Origin of the sequence: Polyangium sorediatum (assembly GCF_029946465.1) — a bacterium.
GTDB classification, from domain to species: Bacteria; Myxococcota_A; Polyangia; order Polyangiales; family Polyangiaceae; genus Polyangium; species Polyangium fumosum.
Genome location: NZ_JARZHI010000007.1, coordinates 227,310 through 246,509 on the forward strand (window position 1 = coordinate 227,310; position 19,200 = coordinate 246,509).

The window sequence follows — 19,200 nt, forward strand, 5'->3', positions numbered from 1 at the left end:
CTAATCGAGCGGATGGAACGTCTGGATCGTGTTGTCGAGGTCCATCGTGGCGCGGTAGTTTTTGTAGCCTGTACCCTTGAGATTCATGCGCCACTCGAATACCCTGCGGCCTTGGTAACTCGACTCCTTGCCGTGCTTGATCGTCTGTGCCAGCCCGTCGAGGATATCATCTTTGCTCAAGCGCGAGTCGAACTTGGACTTGCGTGGGAACCGGACGGGGTCGACATGTCGATCGTAGATGTGTTTCCAGCCGGACGCCGCTGTGCCCGGATCAGTCAACTCGAACGCCTGGCCTCGCCTGGTGAATCTACTCGAGCCTTTCGTTACTACCGTGCCGTCGGCAGTCTTGGCAACATCGACCGCGTCTTCTGCCTTGTCGACGGCCTTTGCGGCATCCGCAGCCTCGTCGACGGCCTTCGCGACATCGCCCATTCTATCCGCCGTTGCGCCGACGTCTGCAATTTCGTAAGCTACTTTACCTGCTTTCCCGAGCTTTTCCAGCCCCTTGGGACCAATGAGCATCGAGAGCGCCTCGAAGGTACCACGACCGATCGCCTCCCCATAATTGCCCTTCGACCATGCCTCTACATAAGGCGCGGTCATCCCATCCCATACCGCGCTTGGGTTTTCTACGATGGTCCCGACGGTGCTGCTGAGGTTGGTCCAGGTCTGGTTGGCCGCATCAGGATCGAAGAGCCACCCACCTGTCAAATTCCAGGCCCCAACGCCCATGTTACCGAGCCCCTCGGCCGTCTCTACGGCGCCATCCCTTAGCCCTCCGAAGAAACCGCCCACCTGGTCGAGGAACCCCTTCTCGGGTTCCGTTTCCGGAGTGACAGGCGGGTTCGTCGCCCCCTCGATCATCCCGAGCGGCCCGACATGGACCGCGCTCACATCCTTGACGAACGCGACGATACCTTGCGTATTCCCCGGCCCATCCGGCCCGTCGCAATTCATCCAGTAAAGCGACGAATGATACGTGATGTGGTGCCCCTTCGCCCGCACCGTCGACGAATGCGTGATCGGCCTGCACCACCCCGTGTTCACGCCACTGAAGATGCCACCCCCGGTGCCGGCCTCGTCCCCGTACACCTTGTCGAGCCGGCTATCCATCGTCATCACGGGGAGCCCGGCCATCCGCACGGTATCCGCATACCGGACCCCGTCGCTGAACCGCCCGATGATCTGATACGGCACCGGTACCATGCCCGGCGGCGTCAGGCACACGTCGGGCGTCATCGATACGACGATCGCCTCTCCCGTCGTCCGGAGCCCTTCGTTGTCAGCCACGCGCCCCTCCACCGGGTATCGTCATCCGCGGCTCGAGCACCCGGATTGTCTTCCCCTTCGGAATCGGCGCTCGCCACACTAGATGTGCCTGCCCCGCCGGCACGTCCACGTGCACCGTGTCCAGAAAAACTGGCGCCGCTGCCATCGATCCATCCTTGTACCGCAGCAAAATTGCCAGCTTGTACCCAGGTAAGAATACCGAAAACGCGCCCTCCGGTGACAACCCTTCCAGCCGCACCTCCTCGTCGCCGCTCAGGAAACCCGGTGCAACGAGATCCGGATGCGACGCATTGTAGAACGAGAACTCGAAATCCAGCGGCAACGCCGGCCACCTCGACCGCTGCCACTCCGCGTCGAACGTCCCCGCCCTCTTCAGCCGCGGCTGCCACGACCTTGCGAGCGGCCCGAAGCCCTCCGGCCGATACGGCTTTCCGAGCTCTACTACCGGCTCCTCCGGCGACTCGATCTGCGGCGCCGGCACCTCGTCCACCCCCCAGGGGACCTCGCCTCCGACAAACCCGACGCCCATCGGGTTCTCCTCGAAGATCTGCTGCTCCCCCCAGCTCCCCTTCCAGATCCCGCCGAACGCGTGCTCATATCGGATCGGCACCTCGGCCACCGGCTCCGGATCCCGCAATCGCCATTCGCCACCCTCGCGCACCCACGATCGCGGACCGGTCACCCGCAATTCCTTGCGGATATCCCCCACCTCCACCCGCGCCCGCCACTCCGGCAGCGGTCTCCCGCCGGGCGCGTGCGCCACCGCATTCACCATCACGTCAGTGCGGGGCTTGAACGGCGCAAGATCACTCTCCAGGTGCACGCTCGACGCATTGGGCTCACCGTGCCAGACATCTGCCTCCACGATCGGCCGTTGCTTCGGGTTCGGCCGGAGCGCGGCGCCGGGGATCATGTCGAACGTCCCTCGCAGCACGAGCACCCCGAAGTCGCGCCCGGACACGTCCCGCGCCTCGAAATACAAGGGCGGAAACGGCGTGTAATTCCGCAGGATCACCCGTGGCCTCAGTTCAGATCAATGACGCAGCCGTTGAGCGCCACGGCCCCGCTCGCCGAGAAATCGAACTCCAACCCGTTGATCTCGACCCTCCCGCTCTTGTCCATCACGAGCTTCGCCTCACCCACCGTGATCTCGAGCCGCTCTTTCACCTCGATCCTCATCACGCCCGCGGGCACGTCCTCGGAAGGCTCCTCGACCCCGCGCCCCTCCGCAGTCGGATTCGGCCCCACCGTCATGCTCATTCCCTGTCCCACGTTCTGCGTCATGCTCCCGCCCACGGCGATTGCGTGGTTTTGCCCGATCGCCTGCCGCAAGTTTTCGCCGACCGTGACGGTCTTGTCCGCGCCCGTGGTGTGCGTCTCCTCGAACATCACCAGCGTCGTCAGGTTCCCGCCCACCGTCATCCGGCGATTTGCCTGCGTGATCTCGGTCTCGTCGCTCTTCACCAGCTTGCGCAGGTTCTTCTCCGCCTGAACGTAGACGAGCTCCTTGCCTTTTTGATCGTCGAACAGGATCTCGTTGAAACCGCCGCCCCCCGGCGACGAGTCGCTCCGCCACGCCGTCACCGTCTTGTTGTCCGGCAGCTTGTGTGGCACCGGCGATGTCGTGTTGAACAGCCTCCCCACCACCACGGGGTTGTCCGGGTCGCCCTCCAAGAACGCCACCAGCACCTCGGCCCCGACGCGCGGAATGCCGATCATCCCGTATCCAGGCCCCGCCCACCCCTGGCTCACGCGCATCCACATGGAGCTCTCGTCGTCGAACGCGCCCTCTCGATCCCAGTGGAACTGCACCCGCACGCGCGCGAACTCGTCCGTGTGGATCTCCTGCCCCTGCGGACCCACCACGATCGCACTTTGCAGGCCATCGATCCTGGGCTTCGGCGTCTTCTTGATCGGCCGGTAGGGCTGCTCCGCGAACACCGCGTGCCCCGACATCGACCATTCCCCGTCGTGCGTTCCTTCGACCGAAAACGCCACCACGAGCAGGCGCTTCGTCGGCCCGAGATCCGTGCGAGGGTGACCGAGAATTGCGAACACCGTCCCGGGCCGGAGATCGATCGCGTTCGTCTCGAACCCGAGGCTCCGTTTCCCCGTCCGCATGCTCTCGAGCGTGCGCGCCGCGCGGGCCTTGCCTTCCTTATCGTCGTGCCGGACCGCGCCCTTGTCGTCGCCGGCCAGGAGGAGCCCTGCTACAGGCGCGCCGGGGCCGAGCTGCTTCGCGAGCTTGTCCCCGCCGCCATTGCCGTTTTTCTTTTCGTTGTCCCCGAGCAGCGCGTCCAGGATCTTCCCGCCGACCGCCGTCGTGACCTCCTTGGCCGCATCTCCCGCGAGGTCCCCCGCCTTCTCGGCGAGCTTTCCCCCGAGCTTGCCGAGCTTCTTGGTGACGAACTTCGTCACCTTCTCGTCCACGAAACCCCCGAGGCGCTTATCGACCACCCCCTTCATCTTCTCGCGCAGGATCTTCTCGAGATCGAGGTCGAGCGAGTCGCGATCCCCGCCCACGATATCACTGGCGAGCTTGCCCGCGACATTGCCGGCGACCTCACCCGCCAGACCTCCGAGGATATCTCCGGCGACATCGGCCGTGAGCTGCCCCGCGACGTCCTTCAACGCCTTGTTCAGCAGCCCGACGACCTGCTCGTTCACGAGCTGCGTCACCTTGTCGTCGACGACGTCGTCCACCTTGTTCCGCCAATCGCCGAGCAGGCCGTTGCTCTTCTGCCCCTCGCCGCCAGCCGCGCCTGCGCTCTGCTTCGCAGCCTTGCCATGAGTGTCTGCCCCAGGCTGGATGATGGAGAACGAGCCTGGACCGAACTCGTACTGCTCGAGCGGATCCTCGGCCGTGCCCTGCGTCGGTGTCTCGCCCAGGAGCTTGAATTGCGGCTGCCTTCGGAAGTCGTGATCACGCACGGTGAAGCGACCTGGTCGCACGACATCCGACAGGCGAACTCCCGTGACGAACTCGAACTCCGACGCCTCGTTCGGCTTGTCGACGTATTTGATGGGCATCGACCGGGGCTCGTTCCGCTGCGGTGCGTCCCAGAGGACGAGCCGCGAGCCCTTCTCCTCGTCGTCCTCGAACCCGAACGTGATGCCGGCGTCCTCGAGCAGCCTGGTGATGAACGCGTAGTCGCTCTCGCCGTACTGCACGCGATAATCGAGCTTCGGGTAGGCCGCCCGATCGACCTTCCACGTCGGCTCGATCTGCCACTCGCCGAGGACTGCGTCGACGATGTCCGGTACGCTTTTTCGCTGGAAGATGCGGTGGTTGCGGCGCTGCGTCAAAAGCCACAGCCGCGGGACGATGCGCAGATAGTAGGTCGACAAACCCGACGGTTCGGCCTGCACCTGCTCCATGTGGTTACAGATCCCTGACCAGAGCCTTGCCCCGGACAGGAGGAACTGGGTTCCGCTCACGACGCGGAGGGACGCGGGTTTGCCCACGATGGCATCCGTATCGAGATCCTCGTGCGGCGAGCGCGCCCAGACCGATATCGAGAACAGGCTCGACAGCTCCTCGTGCACCGAGAACCGGCGCACGGAGAGCGAGCTTTCCCCCGACGCAAACGAGAGCTCCAGGACCGACATGAATTGTATACCTCCCGCTGGGATTGCAGCGGTCGCGCGACCTTACGCGCTCAGAAATTCAGTTGAACGGATGCGAACGTGCGGCTCGGCGTGACCTGGGGGGGCAGGAGACGAAGCTCCATCCCCGCGGAGGTCGATGGTTTCGCCGGATTCGAGCTGCTCGACCAGAGGAGCACCGATCCGACCGTGAGCATTCCGCCGACCGCGAGGCACGCGCCCAGAGGAACGAACAGATCCGACCGCTGCGTCTCGTTCTCCATGCCGATGACGCCGACGCCGACGCCCGTGAGGAAGGTCAGGATGCCGAGGCCGGCGACCGGCAGGACCCAATCCTTCTTCGACGCAGCCTCCGTGACGGGCGCGGGCTGCGGAGGCAATTCGTCCGCGAGCCGAGGCACGTGGATGGTGATCGGCTTGTCGGGCGAGCTCATGAGGAACGACTGGCGCCAAGGCACCTTTCCGGGGGCGGTCGCGAGCACGACGTGCTCCCCGATATCGAGCATCTTCGTTGCTGGCGCCGAACCTTGCCACGAGGCCTCGTCGAGCCGGACGCCGTCGAGGTGTATCCCGAGGCCTGCCTGCCGCATCGTCGGTGACGCTCGAACGATCGTCAGCTTGACGAGGTTCGGCGCGATAGTGGCTGCAATCGCGCGGGCGCGCTTCACCTCCGCCGGGTCCTTGGCCGTCTTCTGGATGTCCTCGAGAAGCTCGAAGGCGCGCGCGTATCGCTCCGTTTCATAGTAACACTTGGTGAGCGCGAACTTGGACAAGATGACCGGATCAAGCTTCACGCTCTCTTCGAAAAAGGGACATGCCGAGCGAAATTCGTTCTTCGACATGTACTGCTTCCCTCGCTGGAAGAGCTCTGTCGCCAGCGAAATCCCTCCACGCGAGTCTTTACGATCCGGATGCCGGACGACCGCCTTCGAAGGCGCCGCGATGGCGTGTGACGTCGTCGCGAGGTGGCAAAGGAGAACCAGCCCCAGGATATGCGTGGATTGCATCCGAACTCTCCTACGATCGTCCTGCATGCTCTCGGCACAGGGCTTGGTCATATCCCGGCCGGCCATGGGACTCTCTTGTCCTTGGTGGATGGGGGCGCGTTTCCGCTCGGCGGCAGCCGCGGCATCGGTTGGGTCGAGGCGTGGGGGACCACGGGCGGTGTCGGTGTGGCCGTCATGATTGCCGACACTGTCGGGGGAGGTGCTGCGGCCGACGCCGTCGGACTCGCCGAGGCCGAACTCGACGGGGCTGGGGGTAAGGTCGCGCTCGCCGTCGCCGGCGGTGGAGGGGGCCGCGGGCTCCCCGACTCCTCCTTGACCCATAGCCGCGAACCGGTCAGGACGAACGCGATCGCCCCGAGCAGGAAGAGAATGCCGGAGGCCGCCAAGATGCCGGCCGATCGGAGGCGCAATCGCTCTTCGGCCATGGGCGTCTGGAGCGACGGATGGAACAGGGGCATCGTGCCCACGGCGCCCCTCTCCGAGCCCACCGCTGGCGCGCCGGACGGTCGAGCCTGAGAATCGGGCTCGGTCGGCGACGGCGGGGGGACGGACGAAGGGAACTTTTCCCACGCAGTCGGCGGCGGCATGGAGGACGGGATACGGGCGAATTCGGCTCCTGGAGGCGACTCCATTCGAGGCCGGGGCGTCGCTGGCGGCCATGGCAACGCCGGAGCTACGGGCAGCGGTGTCGTGATCGAGGGGCCACTCGGTGGCACGAAGGGTTTGGGCAGATAAGGAAATTCCGCCTCGAGGTCGCGTGAGGCCGGTGGGAGCGCCCGCAAGGGCGCTGGCCGCGGAGCGCCCCCGAAACAATTCCGGATGGGAATCGTGTGCTTCAGGTCGCCGAGCTTCACCGGGCGCTGGAAATGCTCGGGTTGGGCTTCCCGGCGGAGCTCTTCGAGGATCGTCGGGTGTACGGCCGATCGTGCCGTGGAGTTCTCCCGTTTGGGTCGGGGAGGCATGTGCAGCGTAGGCCCCTCGTCGTCGTCCTTTTCCTCGGTAGCCTCGGCATTGCGAGGCAAATACGGCTCGAGCGCGTTCATGAGCTCGAGCGCGCTCGGCATGCGTGCGTTCATGTCGTGCTCGAGGCAGCGGAGGATCACGCTTTCGAGCCCGGGTTCGAGGTCGAGCCTGTACTTTCCCGGCGGCTCGCAGCGAGTGCCGTCGAGGACAATCGCCAGGAGTTCGACCTGATTCGACGCCTCGAAGGGGACTCCGTTCGTGATGAGCTTGTAGAGGACGGCTCCAAGGGCCCACACGTCGGTGCGCTCGTCGACGTTTTTTGCCGAGCGCATCTGCTCGGGGGACATGTAGGACAACGAGCCCATGATGTCGCACGGGCCGGTCACGTCGACGGCCTCGACGCCTGGAATGGGGAGCTGCTTCGAGATGCCGAAGTCGACGACCTTGACGCACGGCGAGCCGTCGGGGCGGGTCGTCAAGAAGAGGTTCGAGGGTTTGATGTCCCGGTGAATAATCCCCGCGGCGTGGGCCTGAGCGAGGGCTTTACACGCTTGATGGACGTAGAGCGCGGCGAGGTCGGTCGGGAGGGGCCCGGTCTTGCGGAGGAGCTGCGCGAGGTCGAGGCCGTGGAGGAGTTCCATGACGATGTACGGCGCGCCGGAGTCGAGGCGCCCGACGTCATACACCTGCGTGATGTGCTCGCTGTTCAGCCGCACGGAGGCGCGCGCCTCGCGGAGGAACCGCTCGACGGCGACGGCATTGCCGAGCTGATTCGGCAGCATTAGCTTGATCGCGCGTTTCTCGTGCAGATCGAGGTGCAAGGCGGCGACGACGATGCCCATGCCGCCTCGGCCGAGGATCCGCTCGACGCGATACTTGTCGGCGAGGATGTCGCCAGGCTGTACGTCACGAGGTGATAGGTCCATGGTGGGTCGTGCCGCAGGTCAGGGGAATGGGGCTACTTGCAGCAGAAGGTCACGGGTTCCTGGGGTAGGAATTCCCCGTTGCGCGTAGCGGTCGAGCTGCATTGGCCTGGATTGGGCGGTACGACGCTGAAGGAAAACTTTTCTCCATCGACCTGGTCGGTGGTTTCCACGCAGTCTCCTCCAAGAGCGACGAATTTGTCGCCGTTATTAGCTCCCGATTTACATTCGAGCCAGTCCCAAACCATAAAGCCGCCGCCTGTACACGCCTCGGCTTCACACGCACACGAGCATGAACGCGTGTCTTGCACGTTCTTGTAAGCGGAGAGGTGGGGCTCTCCCCAACCTCCGGGGCAGGTCTTTTCTGTAGCGCTCCAGATACAAACCTGGGTACCCGTCGCTGGTGCGGTTTCTATCCTGCACGTCTCGACTTGCTTACCCCACGTCGGAGCAGACTTGATACCTCCGCTCGTGGTGAGTTTGCATTCGGGGGTCTGAGTGGGAACCGCAGCCTTACATACCGTGCGGTATGTCCCATTGGTGCTCGCGAAGAGTCCAGCATCGATACCCGCTCCGGCCCGCGTACACCCTTGTGACTCATTCACAGAGATGGCGTCTCCGGTGCCGGGTTTCCCGCAGGCTGTGTAACCAATCCAGCACTCCAGGCGAGAAAGAGGACAGATGGTCTCGCAGGTGCACGCCTCGCACTCCCAGTGAGCCTCGGGGGGCTCAAGGAAGTAAAGCTTCGGCTGGTCCCCGCTACTGCACGGGGCGGGCGGTTCTCCGTAGTTCGACTCACGAATACGATAGTAGCCATTCCAACCAACCGGTGCAGCGACGCAAGGAAGAAAATCTCCACAATCGGGGTCGGCGCAATCGACCAGATCGTCGTGGTCCTCATCAACCCCGGTCCCGCAAATCTCCGCGCTAGGTGCCGCGCCTTCCGCGGCCTCTACCGGGCCCTGTAGGAGGCACGTCGCATCATCCTCGCAGTCATAGAAAGCCGAGCATCCGACCGGGTGAAACGTGAGTACCACCGCCGGCAAGACCATCCATGCACCGAGATCGGCCAATTTCACGTTTTTCCTCGTCCTTCAAAAAGAGCCATGGATTTGGAGGTACGGTCCCGGCGAGATGCCCACGCCGACGCGCGGCGCGGCGGATTTCCCGCTCGGCCGCAGGAACAGGAACGTCGCGACACCGCTGCCTGCCGCGAGTGCGAGCGCGCCAACGCCGCCCCAGAAATACGGGATCTGCTGCACGGCCTTTGCATGGACGTCCGCGCACGCTGCACGCAACGATTGCTCGGGATTGATGCAGGTTGTATCGGTCGTGATGCCAGACTTGGCCCTGAGCGCGTTGGTTTCCGCGCCGATGATGTTCGCCCGCGCAAGAAGCCCGATGCCTGCGCCGATCCCCGCCGCCGTCAAGACCCCGCTCGTAATCGCCTTCCAGTTGGTCGGCGCCGGCTCAGGTACAGGCGAGGCCGGTGGCGCGGTCAGCACGAGACGCACCGTGTACGTGCTCCCTGCGCTCACCTCTACCGTCTGCAGCTTCGCTGCCGGGCCCCGTTGCGCTTCGACCAACCGGCTCCCCGGATCCACGAACACTGGATCCACGAGCGGCGACTGTCCCACGGGTTTACCGTCCACGAGAACGTCCACCCCGGGCTCGTCGACACGGATGACGAGCGTGCCGACGTGGCGCTTCGCCTCGTCCAGCAACTCGCGCGCCCGCTGCACCTTCGCCGTCGGCCGGCCCTTCGGGTACTCCCTCACGTAATAGGTGAGGTGCTCGGCCGCGTCCCTGTACTTGCCGACGCGCATCTCGCAATCGCCGAGCATCCCGGCGATCTGGTGGTGCTTCTTCAAGCTCCACGCCGCGACGAATGCCGCGTGCGCCTCGTGAAATCGCTCGGCGCCGTAGAGCACGAGGCCCTCCTCGAAGAGCTCGCGTGCACGGTTCGTCGCCACGGGCTGCGCCGTGGGCGCCGGATTGGCAACACTCGTACCCGGTATCGCGAGAGCGAGCCCAAGGAGGCAGATCGTAAGGTATCTTCGCATGTTCAAAACTCGGGCTCCGTCTCCAGCCCTGTCGTGCGAGGCCCCGTTTGGCGGCCCATGGTTTTTACGGATTTTTGCGTAGACTGCGAGGCCGCCGGTGGCCGCACCTTTTTCTCCTGCTTGACGGGCTCCTCGGCCTTGGTCCCCATCTCCGCTTTCGCCTCCGGCCTCTCCGCCGGTTTCGTTGTCGCCGCGAATAGCTCCCTTGGCAGCCGCTGGGCTTGCAGCACCGGGATCGCGCCCCCGTTTCCCAACAGCAACCACGTCAATGCAGCTCCCACGACGGCCCCCGCGATCGCCACCACCGGCGCCCGCCTCCGCGGCGTCGCTTCCGCCACGACGACACGCTCCACCGGCGCATCGCTCCTCGTCAGCGGCGCGTGGATCCCTTGCGAGTCCGCATCTTCCTCCACCCCATCGAAGATCCACTCCGCGCCGTCGTCCGAGCGCCGACCCACGATCGTCAGCTCCGCGCGCGGGTCCACGCCCTTGCCGACGATGATCTTCGGCGCCTCGGCTTCGTCCGTGCCTTTGCTCGTGGGCGGCAGGAGCCCCGTCACGTGGACCGAAGGCCCCTTCGTCTCCGCTGCCGCGGCGAGCTCCGTGGCGAGCTCGACGCGCATCTCCTCGATCAGCGCGTCGAGCTTCACTTCCAGCGATTCGCGATCCACGGGCTCAGGCGACGGCCCCGATATCCGCTCCGGCTCCGCGCGGAGCTCTACGGGCCCTGCGCAGACCCGAGGCAACGTGTCCTCGGTACCCTCCGGATCCGGATGCTCATCGCATTCGACCTGGATCTCCTCGTGAAGCACAGGAACTCCTGGATTGTCGGAATCCGCGGAAGAATCGAGACCCTTCATGCTGCTCGTTCGCTCTCGCGTCGTCACGAACACGATCGGCGACGATCGGCTCTCCCGGACGCCACGCGATGCATAATCGACACGAATGACCGGAAGCAACAGAAAAGCGCGATCCAACGTGGAACGACCTTTATGGCGTCGCATCACCCACGTTCGATGCAACCGATCACGGGAATCCTCGATCCGTTCAATCTTGGAACACCCGGACTCGGTTTGAGAGCGCTCCGCGCATTCCAGGTTCGAGCGCGAGAGGGATTGCCACGACACCGCGTTCGCCCGTGGGCAATACGACGAGCGAGCGTCCCTCGCGCATCCGCGTCAGCCTTTTCCTATTGCTTCGCTTCGTCCGCATCGTTTATCCATCGAGCCCCGGCCGTGGCGATCGGGCAGGAGACCGACGGAAATTCGGAGCATGCGACGATATCTTGCGTTCTGTTTACTCGCTCTCGCCACGGCGACGCCGAGCCCGGGCCTCGCGCAGCCGGCGACTGCGCCGCAGGCAGAAGAGGCCACGATCCGCGCGAGGAAGCTACACGAAGATGGCCTCGCGTTGTACCGCGCCGAGCAATTCTCCGAGGCGCACGCGGTGTTCAGCGCGGCGTGGAACTTGAGAAAGCAATACCAGATCGCCGGAGTACTCGGCGATTGTGAGATGCGCCTCGGCAAGTACAAGGACGCGGCCGAGCACCTTGCGTACTACGTGAAGGAGTACCCCCAGGATCGGCCAGTGCAATACCTGGAGCGGGCGCGGGCGATGCTGGAGGAGGCGAAGAGCCACCTCGGCACGCTGAACATCATCGTGGACGAGCCGGGCGCGGAGGTCTTTCTGGATGGGAAGCTCGTCGGGGTGTCCCCGCTCGCGGCTCCCGTGTTCGTCGAGCCGGGGACGCGGCGCCTCGAAGCGAAGCGGGGGGATGTCCGCAAGACGCAGACCGTGGAGGCGAGTGCCGGGAGCATGCTGCCCGTAGAGCTCGCGGTGAGGTCGCCCGTGGTGGAGGCAAGGCCGAGGCCTGCGTCGGCGCCGTCCGAGGAGACGCCCAAGGCGGTCTTCTTCCTCGGAGCGGGGGTGGCTGCGAGCCTCGGCGTGGCAAGCTTGCTCCTCACGATGGCGAGCGCTGCGGACGACGTGGCGGAGGAATATCGGCGCACGCACTCCATCGGGAGCTCGACGTGCACGGCGAACACGCAGCTTCCCATGTGCCGAGAGCTCCACGACCTGGCGGTGAAACAAGTGCCGTATTTCTGGGGTGGCGTGGGCACGATGGTGGTGGCCGGCGCCGGGTTCGGGGCGATGACGTATCTGCTGCTGCGTCCTTCGGGGAAGGCGACGGCGCCGCGGGCGGGCTTGAGTGTGTCGCCAGGGCCCTTTTTCCAGGTGCGGGGATCTTTCTGAAGGGTCGGGAAACGACGTGATGTGGAGCAAGCTGAGCGCTCTGGCGATCGTTCCTGCTGCGGTCGCGCTGGTCCTCCATTCGATTGGATGCGACGGGTACTATACCTGCGAGGACGACGGGACGTGCCCGGGAGGGCCGAACATCGAGATCCCCGAGGGGTTCGTGGGGTATGGGTGGATGCGCGTCCAGGAGGACATCGGCCCAGCGCTCGATCCGTGCGCGGACGGGACGATGCCGGCGCGGTATGTCATGGATCCGCCAAGCGACCGGCGAGCATGCCAAGCGTGTAGCTGCCTGCTGTCGGATGAGAAAACGAGCTGCCAGCTCCCGGAGCTCGAGTGCTGGACAGAGCCCACGTGCGAGAGTCTGGAGCTCCCAGTGAATGTCGTTTCTGGCGAATGTAGGCCGCTGAAGCGTTATGGCAAGCGCCAATATTGCCGCACGAGAGGAGAGCCGACGCCGCCTTCGTACGAGGTCGTGACGGGCACGCCCACCCCTCCATGGACACAGGTGCTCGACGTTTGTCAGGTCCCGGCCGCCGCCGGAGCATTCCGCGCAACGAACGAGCAGCTATGTATTCGCGCAGAGGGGCACGACATCGAATGCCCGCCGGGCTGGCAGGTTTCACGCAAAGCGTACGAGAATGGCAGCGACGGGCGTCAATGCACAGCTTGCGCGTGCGAGGTCCGGTGTGACTGGGACGGCTACCTGATTTTCGAGGATGAAAGTTGCGGTAACCCCCACCGCACCGTCCGCACCGATTGTAGGGAGATTACGAAGCACCGAGCAGACTACATCTTCTCCGTCACGACGGACGCTCCTGTCCTCTTCCAAAGGTCCACCGGCGGCATGTCCGTCGGAGGCGAGGTCACCGTCGAAGGCCCCGTAACCTTCTGCTGCAAGCCGACCGAATAACCCGACATGTCACCTCGCGACGTACAGATCGGCGACATCCTCGCGGACAAGTATCTCGTCGAGCGGATCCTCGGCCGAGGCGGCATGGGCGTCGTCGTTGCCGCCTTGCACCTCGATCTGCACGAGAGGCGCGCGATCAAGCTGATGCTCCCGGAGCAGCTCGGCAATGCCGTCGCCGTCGAGCGCTTCCTCCGCGAGGCGCGCGCCACCGTGCGGCTGCGGAGCGAGCACCTCACGCAAATCCACGACATCGGGCGCCTCGACTCCGGCGCGCCGTACATCGTGATGGAGCTGCTCCACGGCCTCGACCTCGCGCAGATCCTCGAAAAGACGGGCCCGCTGCCAACCGACCTCGCCGCCCTTTACGTCTTCCAGGCCTGCAAAGCGCTCGCCGAGGCCCACGCCGGAGGCATCGTCCACCGGGACATCAAACCGTCGAACCTGTTCTCGACGAGCTGCGCCGATGGATCACCCTGCATCAAGGTCCTCGATTTCGGTATCTCGAAGCAGCTCCCCCTTCCAGGCATCGAGCCCGTCGACGTGACCGGACAAAACGACGTCATGGGCTCGCTCCTGTACATGTCCCCCGAGCAGATGCGCTCGGCCAAAAACGTCGACGGACGCACCGACGTATGGTCCCTCGGCGTCACGCTCTACAAGCTCGTCACGAACCGTGCCCCCTTCGAGGCCTCGAACCAGGTCGAGCTGTTCACGAGGATCCTCGGCGGCGCCCCGTGCGAGCCGCCGCGCATCTACAGGCCCGATCTCGATCCCGGCCTCGAAGAGGTGATCCTCCGCTGCCTCGTGCATGACGTGGGCGCGCGTATGCCCAGCGTGGTCGACCTCATGAGCGCGCTCAAGCCGTACCTCCCGGGCAACGCCCCGCGATCCGAAAGCCCCACGAACCTCCGCCCCCCTCTTCCTTCCGCGCCGCCGGTGACCGCCGAGCCTTCGGCGGACAAGGCACGATCGAGGCTGCGCGTGCCGATCACCATGGCGACGTCGGGGCTCCTCATGCTGGCCGGAGCGGCGGCGCTCCGCTGGCCCCTGTCCCCGCCGCCCGAGGCCCCGGCGATCCCGGCAGCGCCGCCCCTCGCCAGCACGCCGAGCCCCGCCCCCCGCCCGGAGCCAACCCCGACGATCTTCACGACGCCGCCAGTGCCGGCCCCGACCGCGTCCACCTCCGCGATGGGGCCCTCAGCGTCCCCCGCGGTGTCCCCCGCGGCATCCCCCGCGGCGCCCTCTACGGTCCCCTCCACGAGCCGTGGGTCGTCGACGGGAAAGGCGCCCAATCCCGGGACGCCGCGCCCCACGACGGAGGAAGGGAAGAAGCCTCTCAAAGGCGCAGAGCCGTTCGATCCAGAGATCTTCTGACGAGCGCCGCCGCGAGGCGCGTATCCGTCCGGGCGGGTCACACAGCAGGCATCAGCCGCGCTCGGGCAGAGAACAGCTGCCCTCCGGCCGAGCGGTGGCGGAGCATAGGAAGGACGTGTGGTCCCGGCATCTTCTGGGTGGGCCTGGTTGCTACCTCCCTGGTTCCCTCCATGTCCCTCTCCGGAAGCATGATCAGCGCATTTGTGAGCGTATAGATACACAACCGATAGACGGGAAGGTGGTGGTCCCGGAGGTGCGTCACCCACGCGCCGGTCGGCGCGTCCGCGGCTTCCTTTTCGCCCGCGCGCACCGCGAGGACGGCGAAGTACGACGTCCACGTGGTGGGCTCGAAGATCCACGCTGAATACTGGATCCCCGCGGAGGAACTCGAAGCCTTCAACGACGCCATCGTCGGGACGATCGAAGTCGTCAGCGAGCATCGTGCCGAGGGGCAGGGGAAGAGCGAGACATGAGCATCGAAACGCTCGCGGACACGGCCTACCGTTCAATCGAAAAGAGCGGTATTTCACGGGGACCGTCCTCCCGATGCTCGTCTGCGCGCACGACTTCGCGCACTTCGGACGGCTCACCGAGCTCGCTCGGGCGCGTGGAGGTCGACGGGAGCCCCCGCCGGGCGAACATCCAGTTTTTCACGGAATATGGCTTCGGGAATCGCTGCTCGGTGAAGAGGCCGAACGTCGATTCCCCGATGCACCGACGACCCGCGACACTCCCGACGTCCTCGTCTACGTGGACGGCCCGCGCCGCGTGCTGCTCGCCATCGAGGCGAAGATGTACGATCAGCCTTCAGCCGCGGACCTCGAAGAGCAGCTCCGCGCGCAGGCGGGGATTGTGGCGTATCTCCGGGAGAACCTCGGCGTTGCGCAGGAGAACGTCGCCCATGTCGCGTTGCTCCCCGAGGGGCTCGCGCGGCGAGTGGGGGGATTGTCGGTCCGAACGATCACGTGGGAAACATTGCTCGACGTCTACACGGACGTGGGCGCGCCGTACTTCGTCGAGGTGCTGCGGGTGGCGCTGGCGCGCTACCCAGCCCTCCTGGCCAAACGCGAAATGGTGTTCGGCGCGAATGCGGAAGCCAGGTGGACAGGCGAGGAGATCGTGCGGCAATACCAGGCCGGGACGCTCACGCACCCGTGGATGGGACGACGCAATGGCCTCGCGGGTGCAGAGCTCCGGGAGGACATCACGTCGGGCGCGTGGCGGACGGTCCGGTACGAATGCAGCTCGAAGGGGGTCGACAACCGGAACTGGTTCGCCGTGGCCGAGTTCGTCGCCAGGGTGCAGCCGGTGGGCGCGCCCGAGGGCGGGTGATATCTCTTCACTTCACGCGAGGCAAGGAACGCTCGGGCCCCCCTGATCGCGATCACCTCCGCTCGCGCCCGTCGCCGATCGCGATCATCACCGAACTCTCGACCCCCTCGGTCGCATCCTCCGGGCGAACGCTTCCTCCCCGCAGGTCTCGCTCCTGGAACCTTTCTTCCGTTCCACCGGACGAATCCCCCCGCCCGGGCGCCCCGTTCGTCTCCGCCGCGCCGCTCCTCGTGACGCCATTCCCCAGGAAACGCGCCCACACCAGCGCTTCGCACCTCCCCGGCACGACTCCTGCGATGGGCCTCGCACCCCCATGCAGAACCCCGCGTCTTCCGCTGTTCGAACATGGTCCCACTTCCGCCTCCGCGCCGCGCAGCGTGGCCTTCGCCGCGACGTACGCGACTTCATCCTGACGTACGGCTGCGAGCACCGTGCCGCCGGCGCGACGCACCTCGTCATCCTCGAGCGCCGCTTGCCGCCCGAGATCCGCGACACGGACCTCGCCCGCCGCGCGCGCGGCTGGATCGTCCTCCTCGCCGACGACGGCGCGCTGATGACCTGCTATCGCCGCTTCGACGCCACGCGCGCCCTGCGCCGCAAGGCCAAGCTCCGTCCCCTGCCTTCGCCGTGAACGCCTCGGGGCGGGCCGGAAGCTCGTCGCCGGGCCCCTGGAAGTTTTTCTCCATGCACCCCCATGGGCTGGCATCCTCGTTCCCGTGAAAACAGCGTGATTCCAACCTAGGTGGGCCTTCTGGCAGCTCAACGGAAAGCGCCCGCTCTCTGAACCCCAAAAGCAAAGCGGCCGGCGCCACGGGGCCGGCCTCGACGAGCCAGAAAATACTGCCTCCTCGATGCCATGCTCGGCCTGCAGCCCCGCGAGCGAGGAGGAGAATATCGTGTAGGTTTCCGAGTTCAATGCTTCTGCCGACGCTTCCCCATGGGAACCGCAGCCACCGTCACGTTGAAGGCCATCCGGTGGATCTGCTCGATCGCGACGCCCGCCTCCTCCTCCGTCATCGCGAACCCGACGAACCTCGTTCGCCCCTTGATCTTCTCGGGATCCACCCCCTCCGCGTTCACGTACAGCCGACCATCACTCCCGAGTGCGAGCTCGGTCGGAAGCTCCTCCGGAGCCTCTCCCTCCTGCTTCGCAACGGGTTCGCCGCTCCCTCTCGCCATTTTCCTACCTTTGGCCGCCTTCATGACCACCTCCGCACCTCCACCCGTCCCAAGCCCCCAAAACTTCCCTCTTGCAACGCTGTCAGCGCGTTTCGGCCAGCATGCTCATGGCCGCCGCGCGAAGCGTCCGCCGTTGCTTGACATGCGTCGAATCCGTCATCTTGGACTCGTATTCATCCAGGAGCACGAGCGCGCGCCGCGCGTCCCCCCGGTTCAAGGCCGCCTTGGCGTGGACCAGCAACGAGAAGTTTCCTTCCTCGACGACGTGTAGCTTCGGCGGGGCATTTGCGGGAGGGAGCGTCGTCGACGGAGCAGCACCTCCCGATCTGGCAGACCGGGAAACAACCACCGTGTCATGCCACTCGGCACGCGCCTCGCGCTCGCTTGCTCCCGGTTCGACCCCTCCAGCGCCCGGCCCGGACGGGGAAAACCCAACCACCAAGGCGCCCACCGCCACGCTCACGGCAAACCGAATCGCAGGCTCCAGAACCCGAGCACACGCGCGGAGGATCCCACGATCCCATCCCTCCCGCGCCGGCATCTCCTCGTCCGCAGAACCCAAACCGAAGCATCCAAACGGCAGCAGCATGCCCAGCCGCCGCTTGGAATCGTCGAGCAAGTCCTGCAGCCGCATCCGCAGCTCCTCGCGCGCCCGCTGCAGCCACGAGGAAAGCGTATTTTCATTGACGCCCTGCTCGGACGAGAGCTCCCGGACGGTCACACCCTCGACGCAACACGAAAGCACGAGCTCCCGCCGCTCCGGGGACAGACCCTCCAATCCCAGCCGGAACCACTCGCGCTCGGCCACATCCACCACGTCATGGATGGGCGCGGCGACCGCATCGACGTCGTCGGGGTTGTCCCATAACGTCTCCAGCGCCCGCCTCTTTTGCTGCTTCCAGTGTGCTTTCGCGCGCAGGTGCACCAGCCGAAACAACCATGCTTTGACGCGATCGACCTCCTCCGCAGGTGGCCTCGTCCGCGTGACGTCGTACGCATCCCGCAACGCCTGGATCGCCACGTCTTCCGCGTCCGCGTCGGGGACGAACTTTCGCGCGCGTTCGACCATCCAGGGCAGGTACCCGGGCAAGTCGTCGACTTCTTTGGTTTTTCGCCCGTTCACGGTACACCCTCTCCCGTTCGTCCCTGCGTCCCGCTCCGGTTCGTCTTTCGCCCCTGCTCCGTGAGGAGCCGTTTTCGAACGTTTCCGTGCAGCAAATCGACATGACCCCGAAGATTTTCGACCGGGGCCTGGAGTCTGGTGATGCGAACCCCTGAAGCAGGCGGCAAGGTCGGCCTGCGAGCCCTGCAGGCTGTCATCGGCGTGACGATGGCACTCGCGGCGCCGCTCGATGCGCGCGCCGAGCCACCCCACTACCGCTTCGAGCTCGTCGCGCCGAAGCACTTGCCGGCCTGCAACGACCCGGAAGGTTTTTTCGAGGAGCTCGACCTCGCGCTCTCGCAACCGCTGCTCGACCCTCCAGCATCGCGGGTGCTCGAGGTGCACATCGAGCGGCCTGCCGGGGGAGCGTATGGAGTGAAGGTCGTCTTCCGGGAGCCCGGGGGGCAGGTGCTCGAGACGGTGCGTCTCACGTACCCAGGCTCGATGGAGTGCTTCAAGGTGCTGCACAAGGTCGCGCTGGTCGCGGCCATCGAGATGGAGGCGGAGGAGGGCGCTCCGGAGGAGCCGACGCCCCCACCGCCGCCTCCCGCAGCTCCGCCGCCGGCGTCACGTCCGGCTCCGCCCAGCGAGCCTTGCCCGCCGCCACCCCCCGCGGAGCCCCCCAAGCCCCCCGCGGCGCGGCGCGGGTTCGTGGGCGCCGGGCTCGGCGCCTTCCTCGGCTTCGCCCCGGAGGCGTTTTTCGCTCCGCGTGTGATCGTGGGCTGGCACGTTCGCCCGCGCCTGGTGCTTGAGCTCGATATCGCGGGGCAAGCGTGGATGACGGCGAATCCACAAAACGGGCCCACGGCGGTCGACGTGCAGACGGGCCTCGGCACCCTCGCAGGGTGTTACGCGCCGTCGTCGCTTCGGCTGTGCGGCTTCATCATGGGTGGGGTGCAGCGGTCGGTGGGAAATGAGCGAGCGTTCTCCCAAGCGACGACGCGATCGCTCTTCGGCGTGGGCCTCCGCGCAGGTTTCGAGCAGGTCATGGTCGGCTCGCTGCTGCTACGCACGGACCTCGATGCCGTGTTCAACCTCGCGGGTCGTGACATCTACGGCCAAACGTGGCCTCTCTGGGAGCCGATCCCGCTCGCCGCGAACGTGACCACGTCGCTGCTCTGGTCGTTCTAGC

Annotated in this window: 16 protein-coding genes; 7 read left to right on the plus strand and 9 right to left on the minus strand. The window is 65.8% G+C overall.

Annotated elements, in window-relative coordinates; translation table 11 throughout:
* The 7 genes from QHF89_RS11635 to QHF89_RS11665 form a co-directional block, all read right to left on the minus strand.
* A complete protein-coding gene (locus QHF89_RS11635) occupies positions 1 to 1,290 on the minus strand; it encodes a DUF4150 domain-containing protein (RefSeq protein ID WP_136969406.1) in 1,290 nt (429 codons plus the stop codon).
* A complete protein-coding gene (locus QHF89_RS11640; protein ID WP_136969407.1) occupies positions 1,283 to 2,305 on the minus strand; it encodes a DUF2169 family type VI secretion system accessory protein in 1,023 nt (340 codons plus the stop codon). Before QHF89_RS11640 ends, QHF89_RS11635 begins: the two co-directional genes overlap by 8 nt.
* A gap of 8 nt (positions 2,306 to 2,313) precedes the next feature.
* Positions 2,314 to 4,899, minus strand: a complete 2,586-nt coding sequence (locus tag QHF89_RS11645) for a type VI secretion system Vgr family protein (RefSeq protein WP_284720377.1) — start codon at positions 4,897 to 4,899, stop codon at positions 2,314 to 2,316.
* A 50-nt stretch (positions 4,900 to 4,949) separates the two neighbouring features.
* Positions 4,950 to 5,903 (minus strand): tetratricopeptide repeat protein, encoded by a 954-nt coding sequence (locus QHF89_RS11650; protein WP_136969408.1) that lies wholly within the window; start codon positions 5,901 to 5,903, stop codon positions 4,950 to 4,952.
* Between the two features lie 47 nt (positions 5,904 to 5,950).
* Positions 5,951 to 7,792, minus strand: coding sequence for a serine/threonine-protein kinase (locus tag QHF89_RS11655; RefSeq protein ID WP_136969409.1), 1,842 nt, complete (start codon positions 7,790 to 7,792; stop codon positions 5,951 to 5,953).
* Positions 7,793 to 8,883: 1,091 nt separating this feature from the next.
* A complete protein-coding gene (locus QHF89_RS11660; protein ID WP_136969410.1) occupies positions 8,884 to 9,762 on the minus strand; it encodes a hypothetical protein in 879 nt (292 codons plus the stop codon).
* A 92-nt stretch (positions 9,763 to 9,854) separates the two neighbouring features.
* On the minus strand, positions 9,855 to 10,523 hold the full coding sequence (locus QHF89_RS11665) for a hypothetical protein (protein ID WP_136969411.1): 669 nt from the start codon (positions 10,521 to 10,523) through the stop codon (positions 9,855 to 9,857).
* Between the two features lie 601 nt (positions 10,524 to 11,124).
* On the opposite strand from QHF89_RS11665, the gene QHF89_RS11670 reads away from it, so the two are divergent.
* The 6 genes from QHF89_RS11670 to QHF89_RS11695 all read left to right on the plus strand — a co-directional run bounded on the left by QHF89_RS11670 (position 11,125) and on the right by QHF89_RS11695 (position 16,358).
* The gene (locus tag QHF89_RS11670; protein ID WP_136969412.1) at positions 11,125 to 12,105 is read left to right on the plus strand and encodes a hypothetical protein; all 981 of its coding nucleotides are present in this window, start codon (positions 11,125 to 11,127) and stop codon (positions 12,103 to 12,105) included.
* A 16-nt stretch (positions 12,106 to 12,121) separates the two neighbouring features.
* The gene (locus QHF89_RS11675; protein WP_136969413.1) at positions 12,122 to 13,021 is read left to right on the plus strand and encodes a hypothetical protein; all 900 of its coding nucleotides are present in this window, start codon (positions 12,122 to 12,124) and stop codon (positions 13,019 to 13,021) included.
* Positions 13,022 to 13,027: 6 nt separating this feature from the next.
* Positions 13,028 to 14,395 (plus strand): serine/threonine protein kinase, encoded by a 1,368-nt coding sequence (locus QHF89_RS11680; protein WP_136969414.1) that lies wholly within the window; start codon positions 13,028 to 13,030, stop codon positions 14,393 to 14,395.
* A 341-nt stretch (positions 14,396 to 14,736) separates the two neighbouring features.
* The gene (locus QHF89_RS11685; protein WP_284720378.1) at positions 14,737 to 14,868 is read left to right on the plus strand and encodes a hypothetical protein; all 132 of its coding nucleotides are present in this window, start codon (positions 14,737 to 14,739) and stop codon (positions 14,866 to 14,868) included.
* Between the two features lie 73 nt (positions 14,869 to 14,941).
* Positions 14,942 to 15,727, plus strand: coding sequence for a hypothetical protein (locus QHF89_RS11690; RefSeq protein WP_284720379.1), 786 nt, complete (start codon positions 14,942 to 14,944; stop codon positions 15,725 to 15,727).
* 313 nt (positions 15,728 to 16,040) lie between these two features.
* The gene (locus QHF89_RS11695) at positions 16,041 to 16,358 is read left to right on the plus strand and encodes a hypothetical protein (protein WP_136969416.1); all 318 of its coding nucleotides are present in this window, start codon (positions 16,041 to 16,043) and stop codon (positions 16,356 to 16,358) included.
* 281 nt (positions 16,359 to 16,639) lie between these two features.
* Here the strand turns inward: QHF89_RS11695 and QHF89_RS11700 are convergent, their stop codons facing one another.
* Together QHF89_RS11700 and QHF89_RS11705 are read right to left on the minus strand one after the other, a co-directional pair.
* Positions 16,640 to 16,930, minus strand: coding sequence for a hypothetical protein (locus QHF89_RS11700; RefSeq protein WP_136969417.1), 291 nt, complete (start codon positions 16,928 to 16,930; stop codon positions 16,640 to 16,642).
* A 58-nt stretch (positions 16,931 to 16,988) separates the two neighbouring features.
* Positions 16,989 to 18,029: an RNA polymerase sigma factor gene (locus tag QHF89_RS11705; RefSeq protein ID WP_136969418.1), complete on the minus strand. Its 1,041-nt coding sequence runs from the start codon at positions 18,027 to 18,029 to the stop codon at positions 16,989 to 16,991.
* 141 nt (positions 18,030 to 18,170) lie between these two features.
* On the opposite strand from QHF89_RS11705, the gene QHF89_RS11710 reads away from it, so the two are divergent.
* A complete protein-coding gene (locus tag QHF89_RS11710; protein WP_284720380.1) occupies positions 18,171 to 19,199 on the plus strand; it encodes a hypothetical protein in 1,029 nt (342 codons plus the stop codon).
* The last annotated feature ends 1 nt before the right edge of the window (position 19,200 follow it).

Excerpts from the sequence above, each read along its gene's own strand:
- QHF89_RS11700 (WP_136969417.1), bottom strand. The coding sequence starts at position 16,930 with ATGAAGGCGGCCAAAGGTAGGAAAATGGCGAGAGGGAGCGGCGAACCC.
- QHF89_RS11670 (WP_136969412.1), top strand. The coding sequence starts at position 11,125 with ATGCGACGATATCTTGCGTTCTGTTTACTCGCTCTCGCCACGGCGACG.
- QHF89_RS11650 (WP_136969408.1), bottom strand. The coding sequence starts at position 5,903 with ATGCAATCCACGCATATCCTGGGGCTGGTTCTCCTTTGCCACCTCGCG.
- QHF89_RS11655 (WP_136969409.1), bottom strand. The coding sequence starts at position 7,792 with ATGGACCTATCACCTCGTGACGTACAGCCTGGCGACATCCTCGCCGAC.
- QHF89_RS11645 (WP_284720377.1), bottom strand. The coding sequence starts at position 4,899 with ATGTCGGTCCTGGAGCTCTCGTTTGCGTCGGGGGAAAGCTCGCTCTCC.
- QHF89_RS11680 (WP_136969414.1), top strand. The coding sequence starts at position 13,028 with ATGTCACCTCGCGACGTACAGATCGGCGACATCCTCGCGGACAAGTAT.
- QHF89_RS11695 (WP_136969416.1), top strand. The coding sequence starts at position 16,041 with ATGCAGAACCCCGCGTCTTCCGCTGTTCGAACATGGTCCCACTTCCGC.
- QHF89_RS11710 (WP_284720380.1), top strand. The coding sequence starts at position 18,171 with ATGCGAACCCCTGAAGCAGGCGGCAAGGTCGGCCTGCGAGCCCTGCAG.
- QHF89_RS11690 (WP_284720379.1), top strand. The coding sequence starts at position 14,942 with ATGCTCGTCTGCGCGCACGACTTCGCGCACTTCGGACGGCTCACCGAG.